22 protein-coding genes are annotated in these 17,299 nt (G+C 67.8%); 12 read left to right on the top strand and 10 right to left on the bottom strand.

Annotated features, from left to right (window positions below; all coding sequences use genetic code 11):
• Positions 1 to 38 precede the first annotated feature (38 nt).
• Entirely contained in the window at positions 39 to 2,087 is a 2,049-nt protein-coding gene (locus AC07M8_RS02585) for an NAD(+) synthase (RefSeq protein WP_495172852.1), read from the bottom strand.
• 91 nt (positions 2,088 to 2,178) lie between these two features.
• Between AC07M8_RS02585 and AC07M8_RS02580 the strand changes: the two genes are divergently transcribed.
• The 3 genes from AC07M8_RS02580 to AC07M8_RS02570 are packed head-to-tail and all read left to right on the top strand — an operon-like array spanning position 2,179 to position 3,231.
• A complete protein-coding gene (locus AC07M8_RS02580; protein WP_267397531.1) occupies positions 2,179 to 2,475 on the top strand; it encodes an autorepressor SdpR family transcription factor in 297 nt (98 codons plus the stop codon).
• Entirely contained in the window at positions 2,472 to 2,846 is a 375-nt protein-coding gene (locus AC07M8_RS02575) for an ammonium transporter (protein ID WP_495172851.1), read from the top strand. Before AC07M8_RS02580 ends, AC07M8_RS02575 begins: the two co-directional genes overlap by 4 nt.
• 37 nt (positions 2,847 to 2,883) lie before the next feature.
• Positions 2,884 to 3,231, top strand: coding sequence for an ArsC family reductase (locus AC07M8_RS02570; RefSeq protein ID WP_495172850.1), 348 nt, complete (start codon positions 2,884 to 2,886; stop codon positions 3,229 to 3,231).
• 57 nt (positions 3,232 to 3,288) lie between these two features.
• Here AC07M8_RS02570 and AC07M8_RS02565 read toward each other — a convergent pair whose 3' ends face one another.
• Positions 3,289 to 4,782, bottom strand: coding sequence for a replicative DNA helicase (locus tag AC07M8_RS02565; RefSeq protein WP_267397527.1), 1,494 nt, complete (start codon positions 4,780 to 4,782; stop codon positions 3,289 to 3,291).
• 101 nt (positions 4,783 to 4,883) lie between these two features.
• Here AC07M8_RS02565 and AC07M8_RS02560 point away from each other — a divergent pair, with 101 nt between their 5' ends.
• The 4 genes from AC07M8_RS02560 to dcd all read left to right on the top strand — a co-directional run bounded on the left by AC07M8_RS02560 (position 4,884) and on the right by dcd (position 7,291).
• Positions 4,884 to 5,366, top strand: coding sequence for a UPF0262 family protein (locus AC07M8_RS02560; RefSeq protein WP_495172849.1), 483 nt, complete (start codon positions 4,884 to 4,886; stop codon positions 5,364 to 5,366).
• 10 nt (positions 5,367 to 5,376) lie between these two features.
• Positions 5,377 to 6,054, top strand: a complete 678-nt coding sequence (locus AC07M8_RS02555) for a GH25 family lysozyme (RefSeq protein ID WP_495172848.1) — start codon at positions 5,377 to 5,379, stop codon at positions 6,052 to 6,054.
• Entirely contained in the window at positions 6,051 to 6,533 is a 483-nt protein-coding gene (locus AC07M8_RS02550; protein WP_495172847.1) for a cytidine deaminase, read from the top strand. Before AC07M8_RS02555 ends, AC07M8_RS02550 begins: the two co-directional genes overlap by 4 nt.
• 203 nt (positions 6,534 to 6,736) lie before the next feature.
• Positions 6,737 to 7,291: a dCTP deaminase gene (dcd, locus tag AC07M8_RS02545; RefSeq protein WP_495172846.1), complete on the top strand. Its 555-nt coding sequence runs from the start codon at positions 6,737 to 6,739 to the stop codon at positions 7,289 to 7,291.
• A gap of 152 nt (positions 7,292 to 7,443) precedes the next feature.
• Here dcd and AC07M8_RS02540 read toward each other — a convergent pair whose 3' ends face one another.
• From AC07M8_RS02540 to AC07M8_RS02520, 5 genes are all read right to left on the bottom strand, one after another.
• Positions 7,444 to 7,812 (bottom strand): tetratricopeptide repeat protein, encoded by a 369-nt coding sequence (locus AC07M8_RS02540; RefSeq protein ID WP_495172845.1) that lies wholly within the window; start codon positions 7,810 to 7,812, stop codon positions 7,444 to 7,446.
• A gap of 203 nt (positions 7,813 to 8,015) precedes the next feature.
• The gene (locus AC07M8_RS02535) at positions 8,016 to 8,444 is read right to left on the bottom strand and encodes an ExbD/TolR family protein (RefSeq protein WP_267397519.1); all 429 of its coding nucleotides are present in this window, start codon (positions 8,442 to 8,444) and stop codon (positions 8,016 to 8,018) included.
• Between the two features lie 45 nt (positions 8,445 to 8,489).
• Complete coding sequence (locus tag AC07M8_RS02530) at positions 8,490 to 8,960, bottom strand: ExbD/TolR family protein (RefSeq protein ID WP_267397517.1); 471 nt, start codon at positions 8,958 to 8,960, stop codon at positions 8,490 to 8,492.
• An 86-nt stretch (positions 8,961 to 9,046) separates the two neighbouring features.
• Entirely contained in the window at positions 9,047 to 9,841 is a 795-nt protein-coding gene (locus AC07M8_RS02525; RefSeq protein WP_495172844.1) for a MotA/TolQ/ExbB proton channel family protein, read from the bottom strand.
• A gap of 67 nt (positions 9,842 to 9,908) precedes the next feature.
• Positions 9,909 to 10,589: an energy transducer TonB gene (locus AC07M8_RS02520; protein WP_495172843.1), complete on the bottom strand. Its 681-nt coding sequence runs from the start codon at positions 10,587 to 10,589 to the stop codon at positions 9,909 to 9,911.
• A 220-nt stretch (positions 10,590 to 10,809) separates the two neighbouring features.
• Between AC07M8_RS02520 and AC07M8_RS02515 the strand changes: the two genes are divergently transcribed.
• Positions 10,810 to 11,664 (top strand): hypothetical protein, encoded by an 855-nt coding sequence (locus AC07M8_RS02515; RefSeq protein ID WP_495173133.1) that lies wholly within the window; start codon positions 10,810 to 10,812, stop codon positions 11,662 to 11,664.
• Here the strand turns inward: AC07M8_RS02515 and AC07M8_RS02510 are convergent.
• Both AC07M8_RS02510 and AC07M8_RS02505 read right to left on the bottom strand, forming a co-directional pair.
• Positions 11,653 to 11,943: a Rossmann fold domain-containing protein gene (locus AC07M8_RS02510; RefSeq protein ID WP_495172842.1), complete on the bottom strand. Its 291-nt coding sequence runs from the start codon at positions 11,941 to 11,943 to the stop codon at positions 11,653 to 11,655. The genes AC07M8_RS02515 and AC07M8_RS02510 overlap by 12 nt on opposite strands.
• The gene (locus AC07M8_RS02505) at positions 11,943 to 12,314 is read right to left on the bottom strand and encodes a dihydroneopterin aldolase (protein ID WP_267397718.1); all 372 of its coding nucleotides are present in this window, start codon (positions 12,312 to 12,314) and stop codon (positions 11,943 to 11,945) included. The genes AC07M8_RS02510 and AC07M8_RS02505 overlap by 1 nt, the downstream gene beginning before the upstream one ends.
• 263 nt (positions 12,315 to 12,577) lie before the next feature.
• Between AC07M8_RS02505 and AC07M8_RS02500 the strand changes: the two genes are divergently transcribed.
• The 4 genes from AC07M8_RS02500 (at position 12,578) to AC07M8_RS02485 (ending at position 15,626) form a co-directional block, all read left to right on the top strand.
• Positions 12,578 to 13,093, top strand: a complete 516-nt coding sequence (locus AC07M8_RS02500; protein ID WP_495173132.1) for a GNAT family N-acetyltransferase — start codon at positions 12,578 to 12,580, stop codon at positions 13,091 to 13,093.
• Positions 13,094 to 13,252: 159 nt separating this feature from the next.
• Positions 13,253 to 13,819 (top strand): DUF1285 domain-containing protein, encoded by a 567-nt coding sequence (locus AC07M8_RS02495; protein WP_495172841.1) that lies wholly within the window; start codon positions 13,253 to 13,255, stop codon positions 13,817 to 13,819.
• On the top strand, positions 13,816 to 14,412 hold the full coding sequence (locus AC07M8_RS02490; protein WP_495172840.1) for a CoA pyrophosphatase: 597 nt from the start codon (positions 13,816 to 13,818) through the stop codon (positions 14,410 to 14,412). The genes AC07M8_RS02495 and AC07M8_RS02490 overlap by 4 nt, the downstream gene beginning before the upstream one ends.
• A complete protein-coding gene (locus AC07M8_RS02485) occupies positions 14,403 to 15,626 on the top strand; it encodes a CCA tRNA nucleotidyltransferase (protein WP_495172839.1) in 1,224 nt (407 codons plus the stop codon). The genes AC07M8_RS02490 and AC07M8_RS02485 overlap by 10 nt, the downstream gene beginning before the upstream one ends.
• Here the strand turns inward: AC07M8_RS02485 and AC07M8_RS02480 are convergent.
• Positions 15,572 to 17,242: a putative bifunctional diguanylate cyclase/phosphodiesterase gene (locus AC07M8_RS02480; protein ID WP_495172838.1), complete on the bottom strand. Its 1,671-nt coding sequence runs from the start codon at positions 17,240 to 17,242 to the stop codon at positions 15,572 to 15,574. The genes AC07M8_RS02485 and AC07M8_RS02480 overlap by 55 nt on opposite strands.
• Positions 17,243 to 17,299 lie beyond the last annotated feature (57 nt).

The raw sequence follows: 17,299 nt of genomic DNA, 5'->3' as shown, positions 1-17,299 counted from the left end.
GCTTCACAATGCGCTCCGCCGCGCGCCAGCGCAAGACGTTACGGTACGGTCCACCGCAACTCGTCGAGCCACGCCGCCGCGGTGCCATCCGACGGCGCCCGCCAGTCGCCGCGCGGGCTGAGCGCCCCGCCCGCCGAGACCTTGGGGCCATTGGGGATCGCCGAGCGCTTGAACTGGCTGAGCTGGAAGAAGCGGGTGAGGAACCGCTCCAGCCAGTGCTTGATCGTCGGCAGGTCGTAGGCGACGCGGGCATCGGCGGGAAAATCGGCCGGCCAGGCGCCCGCCGCCACGTCGCGCCAGGCGTGCCATGCCAGGAAGGCGATCGCCGACGGCGCCATGCCGTGGCGAATCACATAATGGGCAAAGAAGTCGTTGAGCGCATAGGGGCCGATCATCGATTCGGTGCTCTGCAGCGCGCCGCTGGCATCCGCCGGTACCAGCTCGGGCGAGATCTCCGTCGAGAGGATGCCATCCAGCACCCGGTTGGTCTCGTCGTCATACTGGCGCGTGCGGATGCACCAGCGGATCAGGAACTGGATCAGCGTCTTGGGCACGCCGGCGTTGACCGCATAATGGCTCATCTGGTCGCCCACGCCATAGGTGCACCAGCCCAGCGCCAGCTCGGAAAGATCGCCGGTGCCGAGCACGATGCCGCCGCGCTGATTGGCGAGGCGGAACAGATAATCGGTGCGCAGCCCCGCCTGCACATTTTCGAAGGTGACGTCATACACCGGCTCGCCGCGCCCGAACGGGTGATCCATGTCCTCGAGCATCCGCTGCGCCGCCGGGCGGATGTCGATCTCCTCGGCCGTGCAGCCGAGCGCGCGCATCAGCGCCCAGGCGTTGCCCTTGGTGGTGTCGCCGGTGGCGAACCCCGGCATGGTGAAGCCGAGGATGTCCCCGCGCGGCCGCCCCAGCCGGTCCATCGCCTTGGCGGCGATGATCAACGCATGGGTCGAATCGAGCCCGCCGGAGACGCCGATCACGATCGTCTGCGCCCGTGTTGCCGCCAATCGCTTGGCGAGCGCCTCCACCTGGATGTTGAACGCCTCGTAACAGTCCGCGTCGCGCTTGGCGGGATCGTTGGGCACGAACGGGAAGCGCCGGATCGCCCGCTCGAGCCCGATATCGCCGAAACCCGGCTGATGCGCGAAACCGATCCGGCGGAACCGCGTCTCCGGATCGCCGGCGGCCCGCGCGGCATCGTTGAAGGTGCCGGTGCGCAGCCGCTCCTGGACCAGCCGGCCGACATCGACGTCGGCGATCGCCAGCTCGGGCTCCTGCACGAACCGCCGCGACTCGACGAGCAGCTCGCCGAGTTCGTGGACGAAGCCCTGCCCGTCCCAGGCGAGATCGGTGGTGCTCTCTCCCGGCCCCGCCGCCGAATAGACATAGGCGCACATCGCCCGCGCCGATTGCGACGCCGCGAGCATCATCCGCTCGCGCGCCTTGCCGATCACGATGTTGGATGCCGACAGGTTGCAGCAGATCGTCGCCCCGGCGAGCGCACCGGCGGTCGACGGCGGTGTCGGCGCCCAATAATCCTCGCAAATCTCGGCGTGGAACACGAAGCCCGGCAGGTCGCTCGCGGCAAACACCAGGTCGGTGCCGAACGGCACGGTCTGCCCGGCGATCTCGATCTCGAGCCCGGTCAGCCCCACCCCGGCGGCGAACCAGCGCTTCTCGTAGAATTCGCGATAATTGGGCAGGAAACTCTTGGGGACGGCGCCGAGGATTCGCCCGCGTGCGATCGCGACGGCGCAATTGTACAGCCGCCCGTTGCGCACCAGCGCCGCGCCGACCAGCAACACCGTCGCCAGCGTCTCGCTCGCCGCCGCCACCGCCGCCAGCGCCGCCTCGGTCGCCGCCTGCTGCGCCGCCTGCAGGTGCAGGTCGTCGAGCGCATAGGAGGTGAGGTTGAGCTCGGGGAACACCATCAGGTCGACACCACGCTCGGCACCGCGCTGCGCCAGCGCGATTGTCGCCGCGGCATTGGCCGCGGTATCGCCGACGCTCGCGAGCGGCGTCGCCGCCGCGACGCGGACCAGGCCATGGGCGTGGATCGAATGGAAAGGATGGCTCGTCATGTGACGCTGGTAATCCCGTTCCCGGCGTCACGCCACCACCCGATCGCCGGCGCGGCTTGACTCAATTCGTCGTTTTGCTAATTATCGAATCATGAGCCAGGTGTTCAAGGCCTTGTCCGATCCGACCCGCCGCCGGGTGCTGCAGCTGCTGCGCCAGGGACCGTTGAGCGCGGGAGCGCTGAGCGATCAATTCGACGTTTCCAAGCCTACCATGTCGGCGCACTTCGCGCTGCTCAAGGAGGCCGATCTGGTGCACGCCGAGAAGGTCGGCAAATCGGTGCTCTATCATCTGAAGCTGTCGGTGCTCGAGGAAGCGCTGCTCGGCTTCATCGGGTCGTTCGGGTCCGGCGTCGAGACGTCGGCGCCCGCCAAGGAGGCGGTACGATGAACAGGGAAATCGTCGGAAGTTTGGCCTGGGCCGGTGGCATCGTCGCGACGGCGCTGGCCGCGAGTCTCGCGCGCCACCTCGGCTATGTCGATGGCGACACGGTGACGCGGCTGGTGATCGGCCTCAATGGCCTGATGATCGCCTGGATGGGCAATCGCATGCCCAAAAGGTTCGTCCCGAGCGCCTGCGCGCGGCAGTTGCGCCGGGTGACGGGCTGGTCACTGGTGTTGAGCGGGCTCGTCTATGCCGGGCTCTGGGCGTTCGCTCCCATTCCGGTCGCCGTGACCGGCGGCTGCGCCGCGGTTGGCGGCGGCCTGATCGTGACGCTAGGCTATTGCCTGTCGTTGCGCAGCCGGGCCCGCGCAGGCTGAGGCCACTGTTCCATCGATCAACGGGAGAGACGTGCCGATGACCATGACCATGTACGGCATCAGGAATTGCAACACGATCAAGAAGGCCCGCGGCTGGCTGGACGGCCGCGGCCTTGGCTATGACTTTCACGACTATAAGACTGCCGGGATCGATCCTGCGCGCCTCGCCGGCTGGGCAGACCGGCTCGGCTGGGAGGCGCTGCTCAACCGCGCCGGCACCACCTTCCGCAAGCTGCCCGACGCCGACAAGACCGCGATCGACCGCGACAAGGCGATCGCGCTGATGCTCGCCAACCCGTCGATGATCAAACGCCCGGTGCTCGAACACGGCGAGACGCTGCTCGTCGGCTTCAAGCCGGACGGCTATGAAGCCGCGCTGGGCTGATCGCTCCCTGCTCGTGCTCCTGCTCGTGCTCCCGCCACCGCAGGAGCACGGGCCCGCTCAATATTCCGCCAGATCCGAAAAGCGCGTGATCGTCGGATCGAACTTCATCCGCACCTTGCCCGTCGCGCCGTGGCGCTGCTTGGCGACGATCAGCTCGGCGAGGCCGTAGACCCGCTCCATCTCGGTCGCCCAAGCGGCATGATCCTCGAAGATCTTGGCGCTGTCGCCCTCGGTCGGCCGCTTGGGCTCCTTCGACGCGACGTAATAATCCTCGCGGTACACGAACCACACCATGTCGGCGTCCTGCTCGATCGACCCCGATTCGCGCAGATCGGAGAGCATCGGCGTCTTGTCCTCGCGCTGCTCGACCGCACGGCTGAGCTGCGACAGTGCCAGCACCGGCACGTTCATGTCCTTGGCCAGCGTCTTCAAACCGCGGCTGATCTCGGAGATCTCCTGCACGCGATTCTCGTTGCCGCCCTTGCCGCTGCCCGAGAGCAGCTGCAGGTAATCGACCACCACCAGCCCGATCTCGTTGTTGTGGCGCCGCTGCAGCCGGCGAACGCGGGTGTGTAGCGCACTGATCGAGAGGCCGCCGGTGTCGTCGATGAACAGCGGCAAATTCTCGAGCTCGGCCGCGGCGGCGGCAAGCTGGCCGAACTCGGCCTTGCTGATCTTGCCCATGCGCAGTGATTCGGAGCTGATCCGCGCCTGCTCGGCGAGGATACGCGTCGCCAGCTGGTCGGCGCTCATCTCGAGGCTGAAGAAAGCGACTTTGGCACCCACCGAGTCTTTGGGCGCGATGCCGTCGGCCATGTCACGCATCCAGCGCCGCGCGGCGTTGAACGCGATGTTGGTGGCGAGCGACGTCTTGCCCATGCCCGGGCGGCCGGCAAGGATCATCAGATCCGAATGGTGCATGCCGCCGATCTTGGCGTTGATGCTGTCGAGCCCGGTGGTGACGCCCGACAGATTGCCGCCCGAGTTGAGCGCCCGCTCGGCCATCTTCACCGCCGCGGTGGTCGCCTGGGCAAAGGTCTTGGTCTGGCTCTCGGTCGCGCCGTCGCCGGCGACCTTGTACAATTCCTCCTCGGCCTGCTCGATCTGGCTGCGCGGATTGACCTCCTCCGAGGTGTCCATCGCGCGCTCCACCAGCGTGCGCCCGACAGTGACGAGCGCGCGCAGCATGGCGAGATCGTAGATCTGCTGCGCGAACTGGCGCGCGCCGATCAGCCCGGCGCCAGAGCCCGTCAGGCTGGCGAGGTAGCCGGGCCCGCCCAGCTCCCTCATCGCCTCGTCGGCCTCGAACATCGGCCGCAGCGTCACCGGCGTCGCCAGCATGTCGTTGGCGCGCAGCGTCTTGATCGCGGCGAAGACGCGGCCGTGCAGCGGCTCGAAGAAATGCACCGGCTCCAGCCGGTCGACGAGATCGTCGGCAAGGCGGTTGTCGATCATCATGGCGCCGAGCATCGCGGCCTCCGCCTCGACGTTGCGGGGCAATTGAGGTGCTTCGGCGGGAGCCGCCGGCGTGGGGAATGCAAGTGTGGCCATGTCCCGGGTCTTACGCGCGGGCGGCCGGTTCGCTCAACCCGCGCTGCGGTGGAATGATGGGGATAAGTGACAGTCTCGTGGCGGCTCGCTATCGACCGGCGATGGCCGATCCGCGGATCATCGACGTCGAACTGGACGAACACAGCCTCGGCTGGCGCTCGGCCGACATCGAGCAGGAGCGCCGGATCGCGATCTTCGACTTGATCGAGGGCAATCACTTCGCGCCGCAGCGCCCCACCCCCGATGCCTATGCCGGTCCGTACCGGATCAAGCTTGAATCGGAGGAAGGCCGGCTCGGCATCCACATGTACCGCGAGGACCGCACGCACATCGAGACGCTGGTGCTCGCGCTCGGGCGTTTCCGCCGCCCGATCAAGGATTATTTCGCGATATGCGACAGCTACTATCAGGCGATCCGCGCCGCCTCCCCCCAACAGATCGAGACGATCGACATGGCCCGCCGCGCCGTCCACAACGAGGCGGCCGAATTGCTCCAGGCGCGGCTCGCCGGCAAGATCGAGGTCGATTTCGATACCGCGCGGCGCCTGTTTACGCTGCTGTGCGTGCTGCACCTGCGCGGCTGAGGGGCTGACCATGGCTTATGGCATCCTCAAGGCGGCGGGCATCCTCGGCGGCCTCGGCCTGCTCGGCATCGCCGGCTGGAGCGTCGCGATTGACTGGCACCCCGCCACCAAGCAATATCCGCTCCAGGGCATCGACCTTGGCGAGAATCCGGGCGAGATTGAGTGGGGCACGGTGCGCGCCCGCGGCGCCGACTTCGCCTATTTGGTCGCGACCTCGGGCGCCGACCGCCGCGATCCCGGCTTCGAGACCAACTGGGCGGCGCTGCCCGACGCCGGGCTGCGGCGCGGCGCGGTCCACATCTATTCGCTCTGCCAGGCGGCGAGCGACCAGGCCAACGCCTTCAACGCCTTCGTGCCGCGTAGCGCCGATGCGCTGCCCACCGCGGTCGACGTCAGCTTCCACGATGATTGCACCGCGCGCCCGGACCGCGCCGTGCTGGTCGGCGAGCTGCAGCGCTTCGTGCGGATGGTGGAAACCCACACCCGCAAGCCGGTGATGCTGCGCATCGCCAAGACCGTGGAGTCCGCCTACCAGCTCTCCGCCGCGATCGACCGCCCGACCTGGGCAATCGCCAATGTGTTCGCGCCGACCTATGCAGCGCGGCCGTGGCGGATGTGGCGCGCGAGCGACTTCCGCCACATCGACGGTATCGAGGGACCGGTGAATTGGGACGTAGTGGCACCATGAACAAGATCGACACGAACACCGATGCCGGCTTCGGCGCCGACGCGCGCCGCTTGGTCGACGCCGCCCGCGCCGCCGCGCTCCACGCCCATGCACCTTATTCGCGCTTCGCCGTCGGTGCCGCGCTGCTGATGGCTGACGGCACCCTGATCACCGGCGCCAATGTCGAGAATGCGAGCTACGGCCTGTCGCTCTGCGCCGAAACGGTAGCGATCGCCACCGCCAGTGCCGCCGGCCGTCTGCGCGAGATCGTCGCGATCGGCGTGATCGGCGGCGCGATGGACGCAGACGGCCGCGCCACCGGCACTGTCCCGGTCAGCCCCTGCGGCCGCTGCCGGCAGGTGATCAACGAGGCTGCTCAACTGGGCGGCCGCGATCTCCCCATCCACTGCGGCGCCGCCGAGGGCGACGTTATAACCAGCTACCGCTTGTCCGAATTGCTGCCCGCTGCGTTTGGCCCTGCCGACCTCGGGATCGGGTGAAGACCGCACTGAGAGCTCCCAGCGCCCCGTAATCGTCAACCCAACGAAAAGCTGAGATTCCGCGCGGCGGCGCACGACAGATGCGACGCGAGCCCCCCAGCTTCCGCTGGGGTGACGGTCTAGCCGACGTGACACCGCTCTACCGCTGATACTTGCCCTCTCTCCCGATCCGGGCAAAGACCCACGCCGAAAGGGAGCCCGCAATGTCCATCCTGTCCGATCGCTGGATTCGCGAACAGTCGCTCGCCACCGGCATGATCGAGCCGTTCGTCGACGGCCAGAAGCGCGACGGCGTGATCAGCTACGGCCTGTCATCCTATGGCTATGACGCGCGGGTATCCGACGAATTCAAGGTCTTCACCAACATCGACAGCGTGATCGTCGATCCGAAGGATTTCGCCGCCAACAGCTTCGTCGACCGCAAGACCGATTGCTGCATCATCCCGCCCAACAGCTTCGCGCTCGCTCGGACGGTGGAATATTTTCGGGTACCGCGCGACGTGCTGGTGATCTGCCTCGGCAAATCGACCTATGCGCGTTGCGGGATCATCGTCAACGTGACGCCGCTCGAGCCCGGCTGGGAAGGCCATGTCACGCTGGAATTCTCCAACACCACGCCGCTACCCGCCAAGATCTACGCCAACGAAGGCGCCTGCCAGTTCCTGTTCCTGCAGGGCAACGAGCCGTGCGAGATCAGCTATGCCGATCGTGCCGGCAAATATATGGGCCAGCAGGGCGTTACGCTTCCCCGCCTGTAAATGACTCCGGCAGCCGCTCGCTGCCTCTGGATCGTCAGGCCGGCAGAAGCGCCGGCGCCTGCCTTGGCGTTATTGTCTCTCCGGCACAGACGACAGCCGGCTAGCCGATGAGCTGACCCGGCCGAACCCAGCAGCCGGACTCACCCCTCGCGTCAGCGCGCTGCCTGCTCGATATCGTCCAGCCGCGCCAACCCGCGCGTCGCGACCGCGTGCGACGAGACGGTGTCGCCGGACATCACATCCATGTCGAGCGCCGGCTGGCGGAGCACGGCGCGATATAGGGCCCGCGCCTCGTCGGCCCGACCAGCCTGGGCATAGGCTGTCGCGAGGTTGAGCATCAGCTCGGGGCGGTCGGGGTAGATCCGCCGCTCGGCTTCGAGCTGCTTGGCGGCGTGCGAGTAATTGCCCGCGACGATGGCCTGATAGCCGTTGCGGTCCATCGACTGGGCTGCGGCCACCGTGCCGCCGAGGACGGCAAAACCGGCGGCGGCCAATACCGCTGCATGGGTCCCAATGCGCATTGCACCAACTCCTTGCTGCACCCGCCGTTACCGGAAGGTTTCGTTTTTGTGACACTGATGTGTCACTTTCGAGACATGGCAGCAAGCGGATTCCATCCTGCGCCGGTCACCCTTCGGCCGGTGCGGCGTCGGGACGGCAGGCACGAAAAAAAGGGCGGCCCCGAAGGACCGCCCATCATCGCTGATACTCAGTGTCGCGTGACTTAGAAGTCGTTGCGATACTGCTCGTTGCCGATGAAGCCGAGCTTGGTCACGTTGGACCGCTTGATCACCGCCAGCGTGCGATCGACCACCTCGTAGCGGGCGGTCGGGTCGGGCTGGAAATGAAGCTCCGGCTCGGGGTTCATCGCCGTCGACGTGTCAAGATACTGGCGCAACGTCACCTCGTCGACCGGTGCGCCGTTCCACGACACGGTGCCGGCGGCGTCGATCGTGACCTTGTTCTTCTGCGCATCCACCGGCGGCTTCACCTGACGCGGATCGTTGACCGGGAGGTCGACCTTCACCGCGTGCGTCTGGATCGGGATGGTGATGATGAACATGATGATGAGCACGAGCAAGACGTCGATCAACGGCGTCATGTTCATTTCCATCATGGGTTCGCCGTCGTCCGACCCTCCACTCATTGCCATATCAAATTACTCCTGATGTGCCGCAGCTGTTCTCGCCTGATCAGCTCAGCCGCCGCCCGGGGGCGGTTCGGAAATGAAGCCGACCTTGGCGAACCCGGCCATCTGCATCGTGTAGATGGTCCCGCCGATGCACTTGTACGGCGTATTGACGTCGCCGCGGATGTGCGCCTCGGGCAGTTCGAGATCGGGGTTGCCGACGCCGCCCTGACGATCGATCTCCGCCTTTAGCTTGGCGACCGCCCGATCGAGCAGTTCCTTGCTGTTGACGGGTGCGGTGCCCCAATAGACGGCACAACCGCCGGCGCCGTTCTGCGTCACCGACAGCGACACATTCTCGGGCTTGGTCGTGGTTGGGTCGAAGCGCACGTCGGGAAGCTTGAGCTTCACCGCCTGCACCACCACCGGCACCGCGATCAGGAAGATGATGAGGAGCACCAGCATGACGTCGACCAGCGGCGTCGCGTTGATGTCCGACATCGGTTTATCGGGGTTATCCCCAGCAGCGCTCATCGCCATGTGCGAGCTATCCTATCCATTCATCGTCGCCGCCCCTCAGAGGGCAGCTGATGGGGCCACCGTCGCCGGCGGCCCCATGAGTCGTCTTATGCGCGGGTCGACGTCACGCCACCGGTCTGACCGGCAGTGGTGGTCGACGTAGCCTTCACCGGCGCCTTGGTCGGCGCGCCGATCGACGGACGGACAGCGCCGCCCGAGGCCAGGTAGCCGAGCACGTCGTTCGAGAAGGCCGACAGGTCCTCTGCGATCGACTTGTTGCGGCGCTGCAGCCAGTTGAACGCGAGCACGGCCGGAACCGCGACGACCAGACCGAGCGCGGTCATGATCAGTGCCTCACCGACCGGGCCGGCGACCGTGTCGATCGACGCCTGGCCAGCCGCACCGATCTTGATCAGCGCGCGGTAGATGCCGATCACGGTACCGAACAGACCGATGAACGGTGCCACCGAACCCACCGTCGCGAGGAAGGCGAGACCGCCACCCAGCTTCGAGTTGATCGCGGCTTCCGAACGCGCCAGCGAGCCGTGCAGCCAGTCATGCGCCTCGACCGGATCGGTCAGCTTGGCATGCTGGTCCTGGGCTGCGAGACCGTCGTCAACGATCTGCTTGTAGGCCGAGTTCTTCTCGAGCTTGGCCGAACCCTCGCGCAGGTTGGCCGAGTTCCAGAAGCCCTGACGCACGCGCTTGGCCTGGTTCATGATCTTCTGCTGCTCGAACAGCTTCGAGAACAGGATGTAGAAGGAGGTGATCGAGAAGATCACCAGGATCGTGAACACGGTCTGCGAGATGAGGCCGCCTTCTTTGAGCGCGGAGCCAAGGCCATATGGGTTGTTGGCCTTGCCTGCCGCCGCGCCGGCCGCGGCGAGAATGGTGGTGAGCATCTTAGGTTAATCCCTCTCGTTCGTTCGGAAGCGGCGCCCCGGCCCACGGCCGGAGCACCTTTCAAGATCAGTTTTCAAGCTGCCAGCGGATACCCGGCAAGGTGGTCGTGGAGGCGATCGCCGTTCCGTTGGTGTCCTTGGCCGGGTTGAACCGACCACGACGCTTGGCGAGGCTGCACGTTGCCGTATCCAGATCCGCATTGCCGCTGCCCGACGTCACCCGGCAGTCCGCGACGCGGCCGCTGGGATCGATGTTGAGCACCACCGTGACGCGACCCTCTGCCTGGGCGCGACGCGCGGCAGGCGGATAATCGTCGTTGGTGAACCACGAGCCCGGATTGCCCTTCGGCGACACACCCACCGCTGCCCGGGGAGGAGCAGGAGGAGCAGCCGGCGGCGCCGGCGGCGCGGGAGGCGCAGCGATCGGCGTCATGTTGATCGCGGGCGGCGGCGTTGCCACCGTCTGGATCACCACGGGGGGCGGGTTCGGATTCTGCACGATCGGCGGCGGCGACACCACGGGTGGCGGCGTCATCGGCGTGTCGGGCGGAGGCGGGGGCGGTGGTTCGTCCGGCGGCGGGGGAGGCGGCTCCTCCACGTCGAACGTATTAAGCTTTTCTTGGGCCTTCTTCACGTATTGGTACGCGAGGCCCGAGATGAAGGCATAGCCCAGCACAGCGTGGATAAGCGCGACGATGACGATCGCGACCACCTTGCCACCGGACATCTTCTGGTCAGCATAGGCCATTCAGCAACGACACTCCCTAAATTCGTGGTCTCTTGGCGCGCCCCGGGGTTGGACGCGCACAGACCGCTGCCTCGGCAACGCCGGGGTGGCAGGCCCTTCAGTCCTACCGCCCGGCTCGGTTACACGCAAACGCTTTGTCGGACGCAACAAACGTACAATCGTCTGAAGACAGATTTATTTCTGTATCGTTCAGCCTGTCCGCGGTAGCGCAATCAGCATGATGCCGCGATTTTGCCCCATTGTTGCCGCTGCGCTGGCAGCACTATCCGTTCCCGCTCTGGCACAGCTACCCGCGCCGCCGCGCACAAATAGTGCCGTCGTCGCGGGCCCCGGCTATGCCGATCTCGCCGACCTGATTCTCGCCGCGCCGGTGATCGCCGACGCAACCGTCCGCTCGACGGTGACGCTCAAGGGCGCCGATGCCGCCGGCGTCGCCCCCGGCCACACCCGCTATTATGTCGAAGCCGACGTCGCGGCGTTGGTGCGCGGCGCCGGCGGCCTGCCGCCGCGGATCGGCTATCTGCTCGATGCCGCGCCCGACGCGACCGGACGCATGCCCAAATATAAGAAGGCCCGGGTGCTGATCTTCGCGCGTCCGGTCGCCGCCACGCCCGGCCAGGTCCAGCTGGTCGCCCCCGACGCACAGCTCGCCTGGAGCCCCGAGGCCGACCAGCGCGTCCGCCGCATCGCCCGCGAGCTGGTCGCCGCCGATGCGCCGCCAACCATCACCGGGATCAACAACGCCTTCCACGTGCCCGGCGCGCTGCCCGGCGAGGGCGAGACACAATTGTTCCTCTCCACCGGCAATGGCGCGCCGGTATCGCTCAGCGTGCTGCGCCGCCCCGGCGAGCAGACCCGCTGGGCGGTGGCGCTGTCGGAGATCGTCGACGAGGCCGCAGCGCCGCCGGCGCCCGATACGCTGCTCTGGTATCGCCTCGCCTGCTCGCTGCCCGCGCGCCTCCCCGAGCATGCCATCGCCTCGCTCAGCGCCGACGACGCCGCGGTCGCGGCGGAGGATTATGCCTTCGTGCTCGCCTCGCTCGGCCGCTGCGGGCGGACTCGCTCAGTCGGCTGAGGCGACGCCGACCGCGAGCAATTGCCCGGTCGTCGATCCGGCGGCCTCCAGAAACGCCGCGGCGGCATCGACATCGGCGACCGCCGCGCCGGCGCCGGCGATCACCGCGTTGATCCGCCGGCCCGGCGCCTGCTCGATCGCCAGCGGCGCGATCGCCGCCTTGGCCTGGGCGAGCCACAGCGACGAGTCGCCGGCAGCGATGACGATCACCAGCGACTCAGGGCCATCGGCCCGCACCAGCGCCGCAACGTCATCGCCGGGGCAAACATCGATCCGCATCAGCGGCGGTGACGCACCAGCGTGATCCCGATCGATTCGCCGGCCTCGGCGATCGCGAGCTTGATGATCTTCACCTTCACCCGCAGCACGCGCGCATCAGCGAGGAACAGCGTCTCGCAGATATGGTCGGCGACGCCCTCGATCAGGGTAAAATGCACGCCCTCGGGCAGCGCCGTAGTTGCTGCATGCTTGAGATCGAGATAGTTTTTTGACGCTCCGAGCGGCGTATCGGGCAGGAACTGGCGCGGGCACACCAGGTCAACCGTCAACGAGATCCGCAGCGGCTGCGGCAAATGGGTCTCTTCCGAGTAGATACCGGTGAGAACCTGAACCTCCAGGTCATGCACCTCGAGCTGAAGGCTGTCGTCCATGCCCCGCGCCTTTAGCGATTTCCCCACGAAGGGAAACAGCGGCGTGCGGCACGGCCAATGCCCCCGTCCTCACCTCCCGGCCGTCATCCCGGCCAACGCCGGATCTTCCGCGGCAAGCGCACCATGGCAGCGGCAAGAAACCCCAGCCTGCGCTGGGGTGACGATGTCGAGGATAAGCCGCATACGCCTCCCCTCCCATTCCCCTTGCCATCCCCGGTCCGCACGCTAAGGGGCGCGGCCCGGGCCCAGAGGAATACGTGACCGTGATCGACTTCGTGCCCCTGAGCACCGTGCCGCCCGACGCAGTGGAAGCGCTGCTCGATCATGCCTTCGGCACCGACCGCCGCGGCCGCACTGCTTATAAGGTCCGCGGCGACGGCGCCGCCCTCCCCGCCCTCAGCCTCGGCGCGATCGATTCGGGCAAGTTGATAGGCACGGTGCAATGCTGGCCGATCACCTTCCATGGCGACGATGGCCACGATTATCCGCTGGTGATGATCGGTCCGGTCGCGGTTGCGCCCGATCGCCAGCGCGATGGGCTGGGCCGGCGGCTGATGGCCGCGGCGCTCGACGCGGCTACGGCGGGCGGCGAGGACGGCGCGATGATGCTGATCGGCGATCCCGAATATTACGGTCGCTTCTTCGGCTTCACCGCGGCGCGCACCGCCGGCTGGCGGCTGCCCGGCCCGGTCGAGCGTCGTCGCCTGCTCGCCCGCGGCGACCAGGTACCGGCCGCCACCGGCCTGCTCGGCCCGCGAGTCGCGGCGGTGGTGGGCTGAGCCTTCGAGAGCCGTTCGGCCGAGCCTGGCTGAACGACCTGGTGCCGAACCGGCGGCGAGACGGGACAACGCCCAACACGAGCGGATGAGCGCCAGCGGCGGCACCGCTCGCGGGCGACAAGGGTTTACGCGCCCGCCGCCGCCGCCTAGTCGCCGCGGATGCCCATGGACGAGCTGCCCGATCTCGCCACCCTCAGCCTCGCGCAGATCGCCACGCTGGTTGCCGAGCGGCGGCTGCCGCCGGTCGATCAGTGGAACCCGACGCGCTGCGGCGACAGCGAGATGCGCATCGCGCGCGACGGCACCTGGTATCATCAGGGTGCGCCGATCGGTCGCGAGGCGATGGTCCGGCTGTTCGCCACCGTGCTCCGCCGCGAGTCCGATGGCAGCCATGTGCTGGTCACCCCGGTCGAGAAGCTCGACATCCTTGTCGAGGATGCCGCCTTTGTCGCGGTCGAGCTCAAGGTCGATGGCGCGGGCAAGGCCGCCTCGCTCACCTTCCGCCTCAACACCGGCGACCTCGTCAACGCCGGGCCTGACCATGCGCTGCGCGTCGAGCAGGGCGACGATGGCCCCCGTCCCTATCTCCACGTCCGCGGCGGACTCGAAGCACTGGTCACGCGGGCCGTTTATTACGAGCTGGTCGACCAGGCGCTCGAGGCTGACGGCGACGCGACCCCGGGGGTCTGGAGCGGCGGCCTGTTCTTTCCGCTGGCGGCCGCATGACGCTTGCCGAACGCCTTGCCCTCGCGCTGGAGCGGGGGCGGCAGACCGATCCCGTCCTGCTCGCCGGTGACCTGCGCGACGGCGACGATCGCCCGCATGACGCCATGACCCCGGCCGCCGTACTCGTTGCCATCACCGATTCGGAACGGCCCGGCGTCATCCTCACCCAGCGCACCGAAACGTTGCGGCGCCACGCCGGCCAGGTCGCCTTCCCCGGTGGTCGGATCGATCCCGGCGAGTCGGTGATCCAGGCGGCGCTGCGCGAGGCGGACGAGGAAATCGCCCTGCCACCGAGCGCGGTCGAGGTGATCGGCGCTGTCGATCCCTACCGGACGGTGACCGGCTACACCGTGACGCCTGTGATCGGCGTCGTGCCCGCCGATCTGGTGCTGCGCCCAAGCGAGGCGGAAGTCGCCAGCGTCTTCGAGGTGCCGTTCGACTTCCTGCTCGATCCCGCCAATCACCGCGCCGCCTCCGCCACCTGGCAGGGTCTGGAACGCCATTATGTCGAGATTCTATGGGAAAATCGGCGGATCTGGGGGGCGACCGCGGCAATGATCGTCAATCTGTCGCGGCGGCTGCCATGGGCCTGAGCACCCCGGCCACGCTGCCGTTAGCCGGCCTCGCCGGCCATGAGGGCCTGGCCGCGCTCGTCGCCGCGCTGGATGGCGGTGCGGGTGGCGCGCGCTATGTCGGCGGCATCGTCCGCGACACCCTGCTCGGCATCGACGCCGCCGATGTCGATCTTGCCACCAGCTTTGCGCCGGTGGAGAGCATGCGCCGCATCCAGGCCGCCGGCATCAAGGTGGTGCCGACCGGGCTTGCCCATGGCACCGTCACCGCCGTGCTGCCCTCGGGCCCGGTCGAGGTGACGACGCTGCGCCGCGACGTGTCGACCGATGGTCGCCACGCCGTCGTCGCCTTTACCGAGGAGTGGCGCGAGGACGCCGCCCGGCGCGATTTCACCATGAACGCGCTTTATGCCGATCCGGTGTCGGGCCAGCTGTTCGACTATTTCGGCGGGATCGACGATCTCGCCGCGCGCCGCGTCCGCTTCATCGGCGATCCCTATCAGCGGATCGCCGAGGATCATCTGCGCATCCTGCGCTTCTTCCGCTTCCACGCCCGCTTCGGCGACGCGATCGACGATGCCGGGCTCGCCGCCTGTGCCGCGCGCAGCAACGATCTGATGGCGCTGTCGCGCGAGCGGATCGCCGCCGAACTGCTCAAGCTGCTGGTCGCTGCACGCGCGGTGCCGGTAATCGTGCTGATGATCGAGCGCGGCATCTTCCGCGCGGTGCTCCCCGAAATCACCGATGCCACGCCGCTCGCCGCGCTTGCCGCGCGCGAGGCTGCGGCGGGGATCGCGCCCGATGCCATCCGCCGGCTTGCCGCGCTGCTTCCCGCCGCCGCCGCCGAAACGGTCGGCGCCCGGCTCAAGCTTTCCAATCACGATCGCAAGCGGCTGGTTGCCGCAAGCCAGGGCCTGGGCAGCGAAGGCGCCCGCGCGCTCGCCTATCGGGTTGGCACGGCCTCGGCGGTCGATCGGCTGTTGCTGGCTGGCGCGAATGTCGCCGATATCGCCGACTGGCAACCGCCGTCGCTGCCGATCGGTGGCGGTGCCCTGGTCGGGCGAGGGCTGCGGAAGGGGCCGGACGTCGCCGCCGTGCTACGCCAAATCGAGACGGCGTGGATTGCCGAGGGATTTCCCGATGCGCCGCGCGTCGAGCAGCTCGCCGACGACGCGGTGGCTCAGGCTCTTGCCGCGGCGACCATCGCCAGCGCGTCGCCGGCCTCGAGCGGCTGAGCGTAGAGATAGCCCTGGCCGAAGGTGCAGCCCATCGCCGCCAGCGTCTGGGCGAGCTCGATGTTCTCGATCCCCTCGGCGGTGGTCTTCATCCCCAGTGCCTGGGCGAGGCTGAGAATCGCGCGGACGATCGCCACCTTGTCGCGGTCGGCCAGCATCCCTGAAATGAAGCTGCGGTCGATCTTGAGAATGTCGATCGGCAGCTTCTGGAGATAGGCAAGGTTCGAATAACCGGTGCCGAAATCGTCCATCGCCAGCGTCGTGCCGAGCGATTTGAGCGCATGCATGATCCCGGCGATGCGGTCGGGATCGGTGACGATCGCGCTTTCGGTCAGCTCCAGCGTGAAGCGGTCGCCGGCGAGGCCATGGCCGGTCAGCGCTGCCGCCACCACAGGCGCGATGTCGTCGCGCTGCAGCTGGATCGCCGACAGGTTAACCGCAAGCTTGACCCCGCAATGCCCGCCGAGCGCCGCGTCCCAGCTCGCCAGCACGCGCGCGGCCTCGTCGAGCGCCCAGCGGCCGAGCGGCACGATCAGCCCCGATTCTTCGGCAACCGGGATGAAGTCGCTCGGCTGCAGCTCCTGGCCATCGGGATCGCGCCACCGCGCCAGCGCCTCGAACGAGATCAGCGCACCGCTGGCGAGATCGCGGATCGGCTGGAACGTCAGCCGCAGCTGGCGCTGCTCGATCGCGCGGCGCAGCGCCGTCTCCATCGCGAACTGCTCGCGGGCGATGGTGAAGGCGCGGGTCTGGTAGGATTCGACATGGCCGCTGGTCTTGGCGCGCTTCACCGCAAACTGGGCGTGGCGGATCAGTTCCTCGGCGTCGCCGATCCGCTCGCCGCCAAAGGCGATGCCGATCGAGCATTCCACGCCGATCTCGTAATCGCTGAGCCGGAACGGCGCGGCGAGCGCGCGGTGGATGCGCGCCGCGAGCTGCTCGGCCTCCTCCGCCTCGGCATCGATCGCCATCAGGATGCCGAATTCGTCGCCGCCGATCCGCGCCAGCGTGTCGCTCGCGCGCACCGCGCCCTTGATCCGCCGCGCCACCGTGATCAGCAGCTCGTCGCCCGCGAGACCTCCGAGGCAGGCGTTGAGCCGGCCGAACCGGTCGAGATCGATCACCAGCACCGCGTGGCGGCTGGGGCCGCCCTGCGTCGCCTCGATCAGGTCGCCGAACCCCTCGCGGTTGGGCAGCCCGGTGAGGCTGTCGGTGGTCATCTCGCGGCGCAGCGAGCGCTCGGTATGGACCTGCAGCGTATGATCGACGAAGGTGATCTGGCAGCGGTGGCGCTGCGCCAGCGCGGTGCGTGCCAGCGTCACCCGGTAATAACGGCAGTCGATCGTCTCGCCGAGCGACCAGTCGAAGTCGAGCCGGAGGTCGTCCGAGCGCAGGAACTCGGTGATTCGCGGGCCCAGCATCGCCAGCATCGGCGATCGATCGGCGACGATGCCGAGCCCGGCGAGCCGATAGGCGCGGTTGATCGCGACGAAATCCAGGGTGCCGCCGTTCTGCAACAGATGCGCAGCCGGGATCGGCACCAGCTCCAGGCTCCGTTGCAGGAGCTCGGGATCGATGTCCGGCGGCAGAAACGCGTCGGTCGAGGCGGAGGCCATGAGCCCCGGCCTAGGGCCGGAATGTTAATGCCGGCTAAAGCTTGCCGCAGAGTCCGA

It is taken from the genome of Sphingomonas sp. GW821-FHT09E03 (assembly GCF_059416225.1).
The sequence above is the reverse complement of the archived record's forward strand: the minus strand, read 5'-3'. Positions and strand labels throughout refer to the sequence as shown.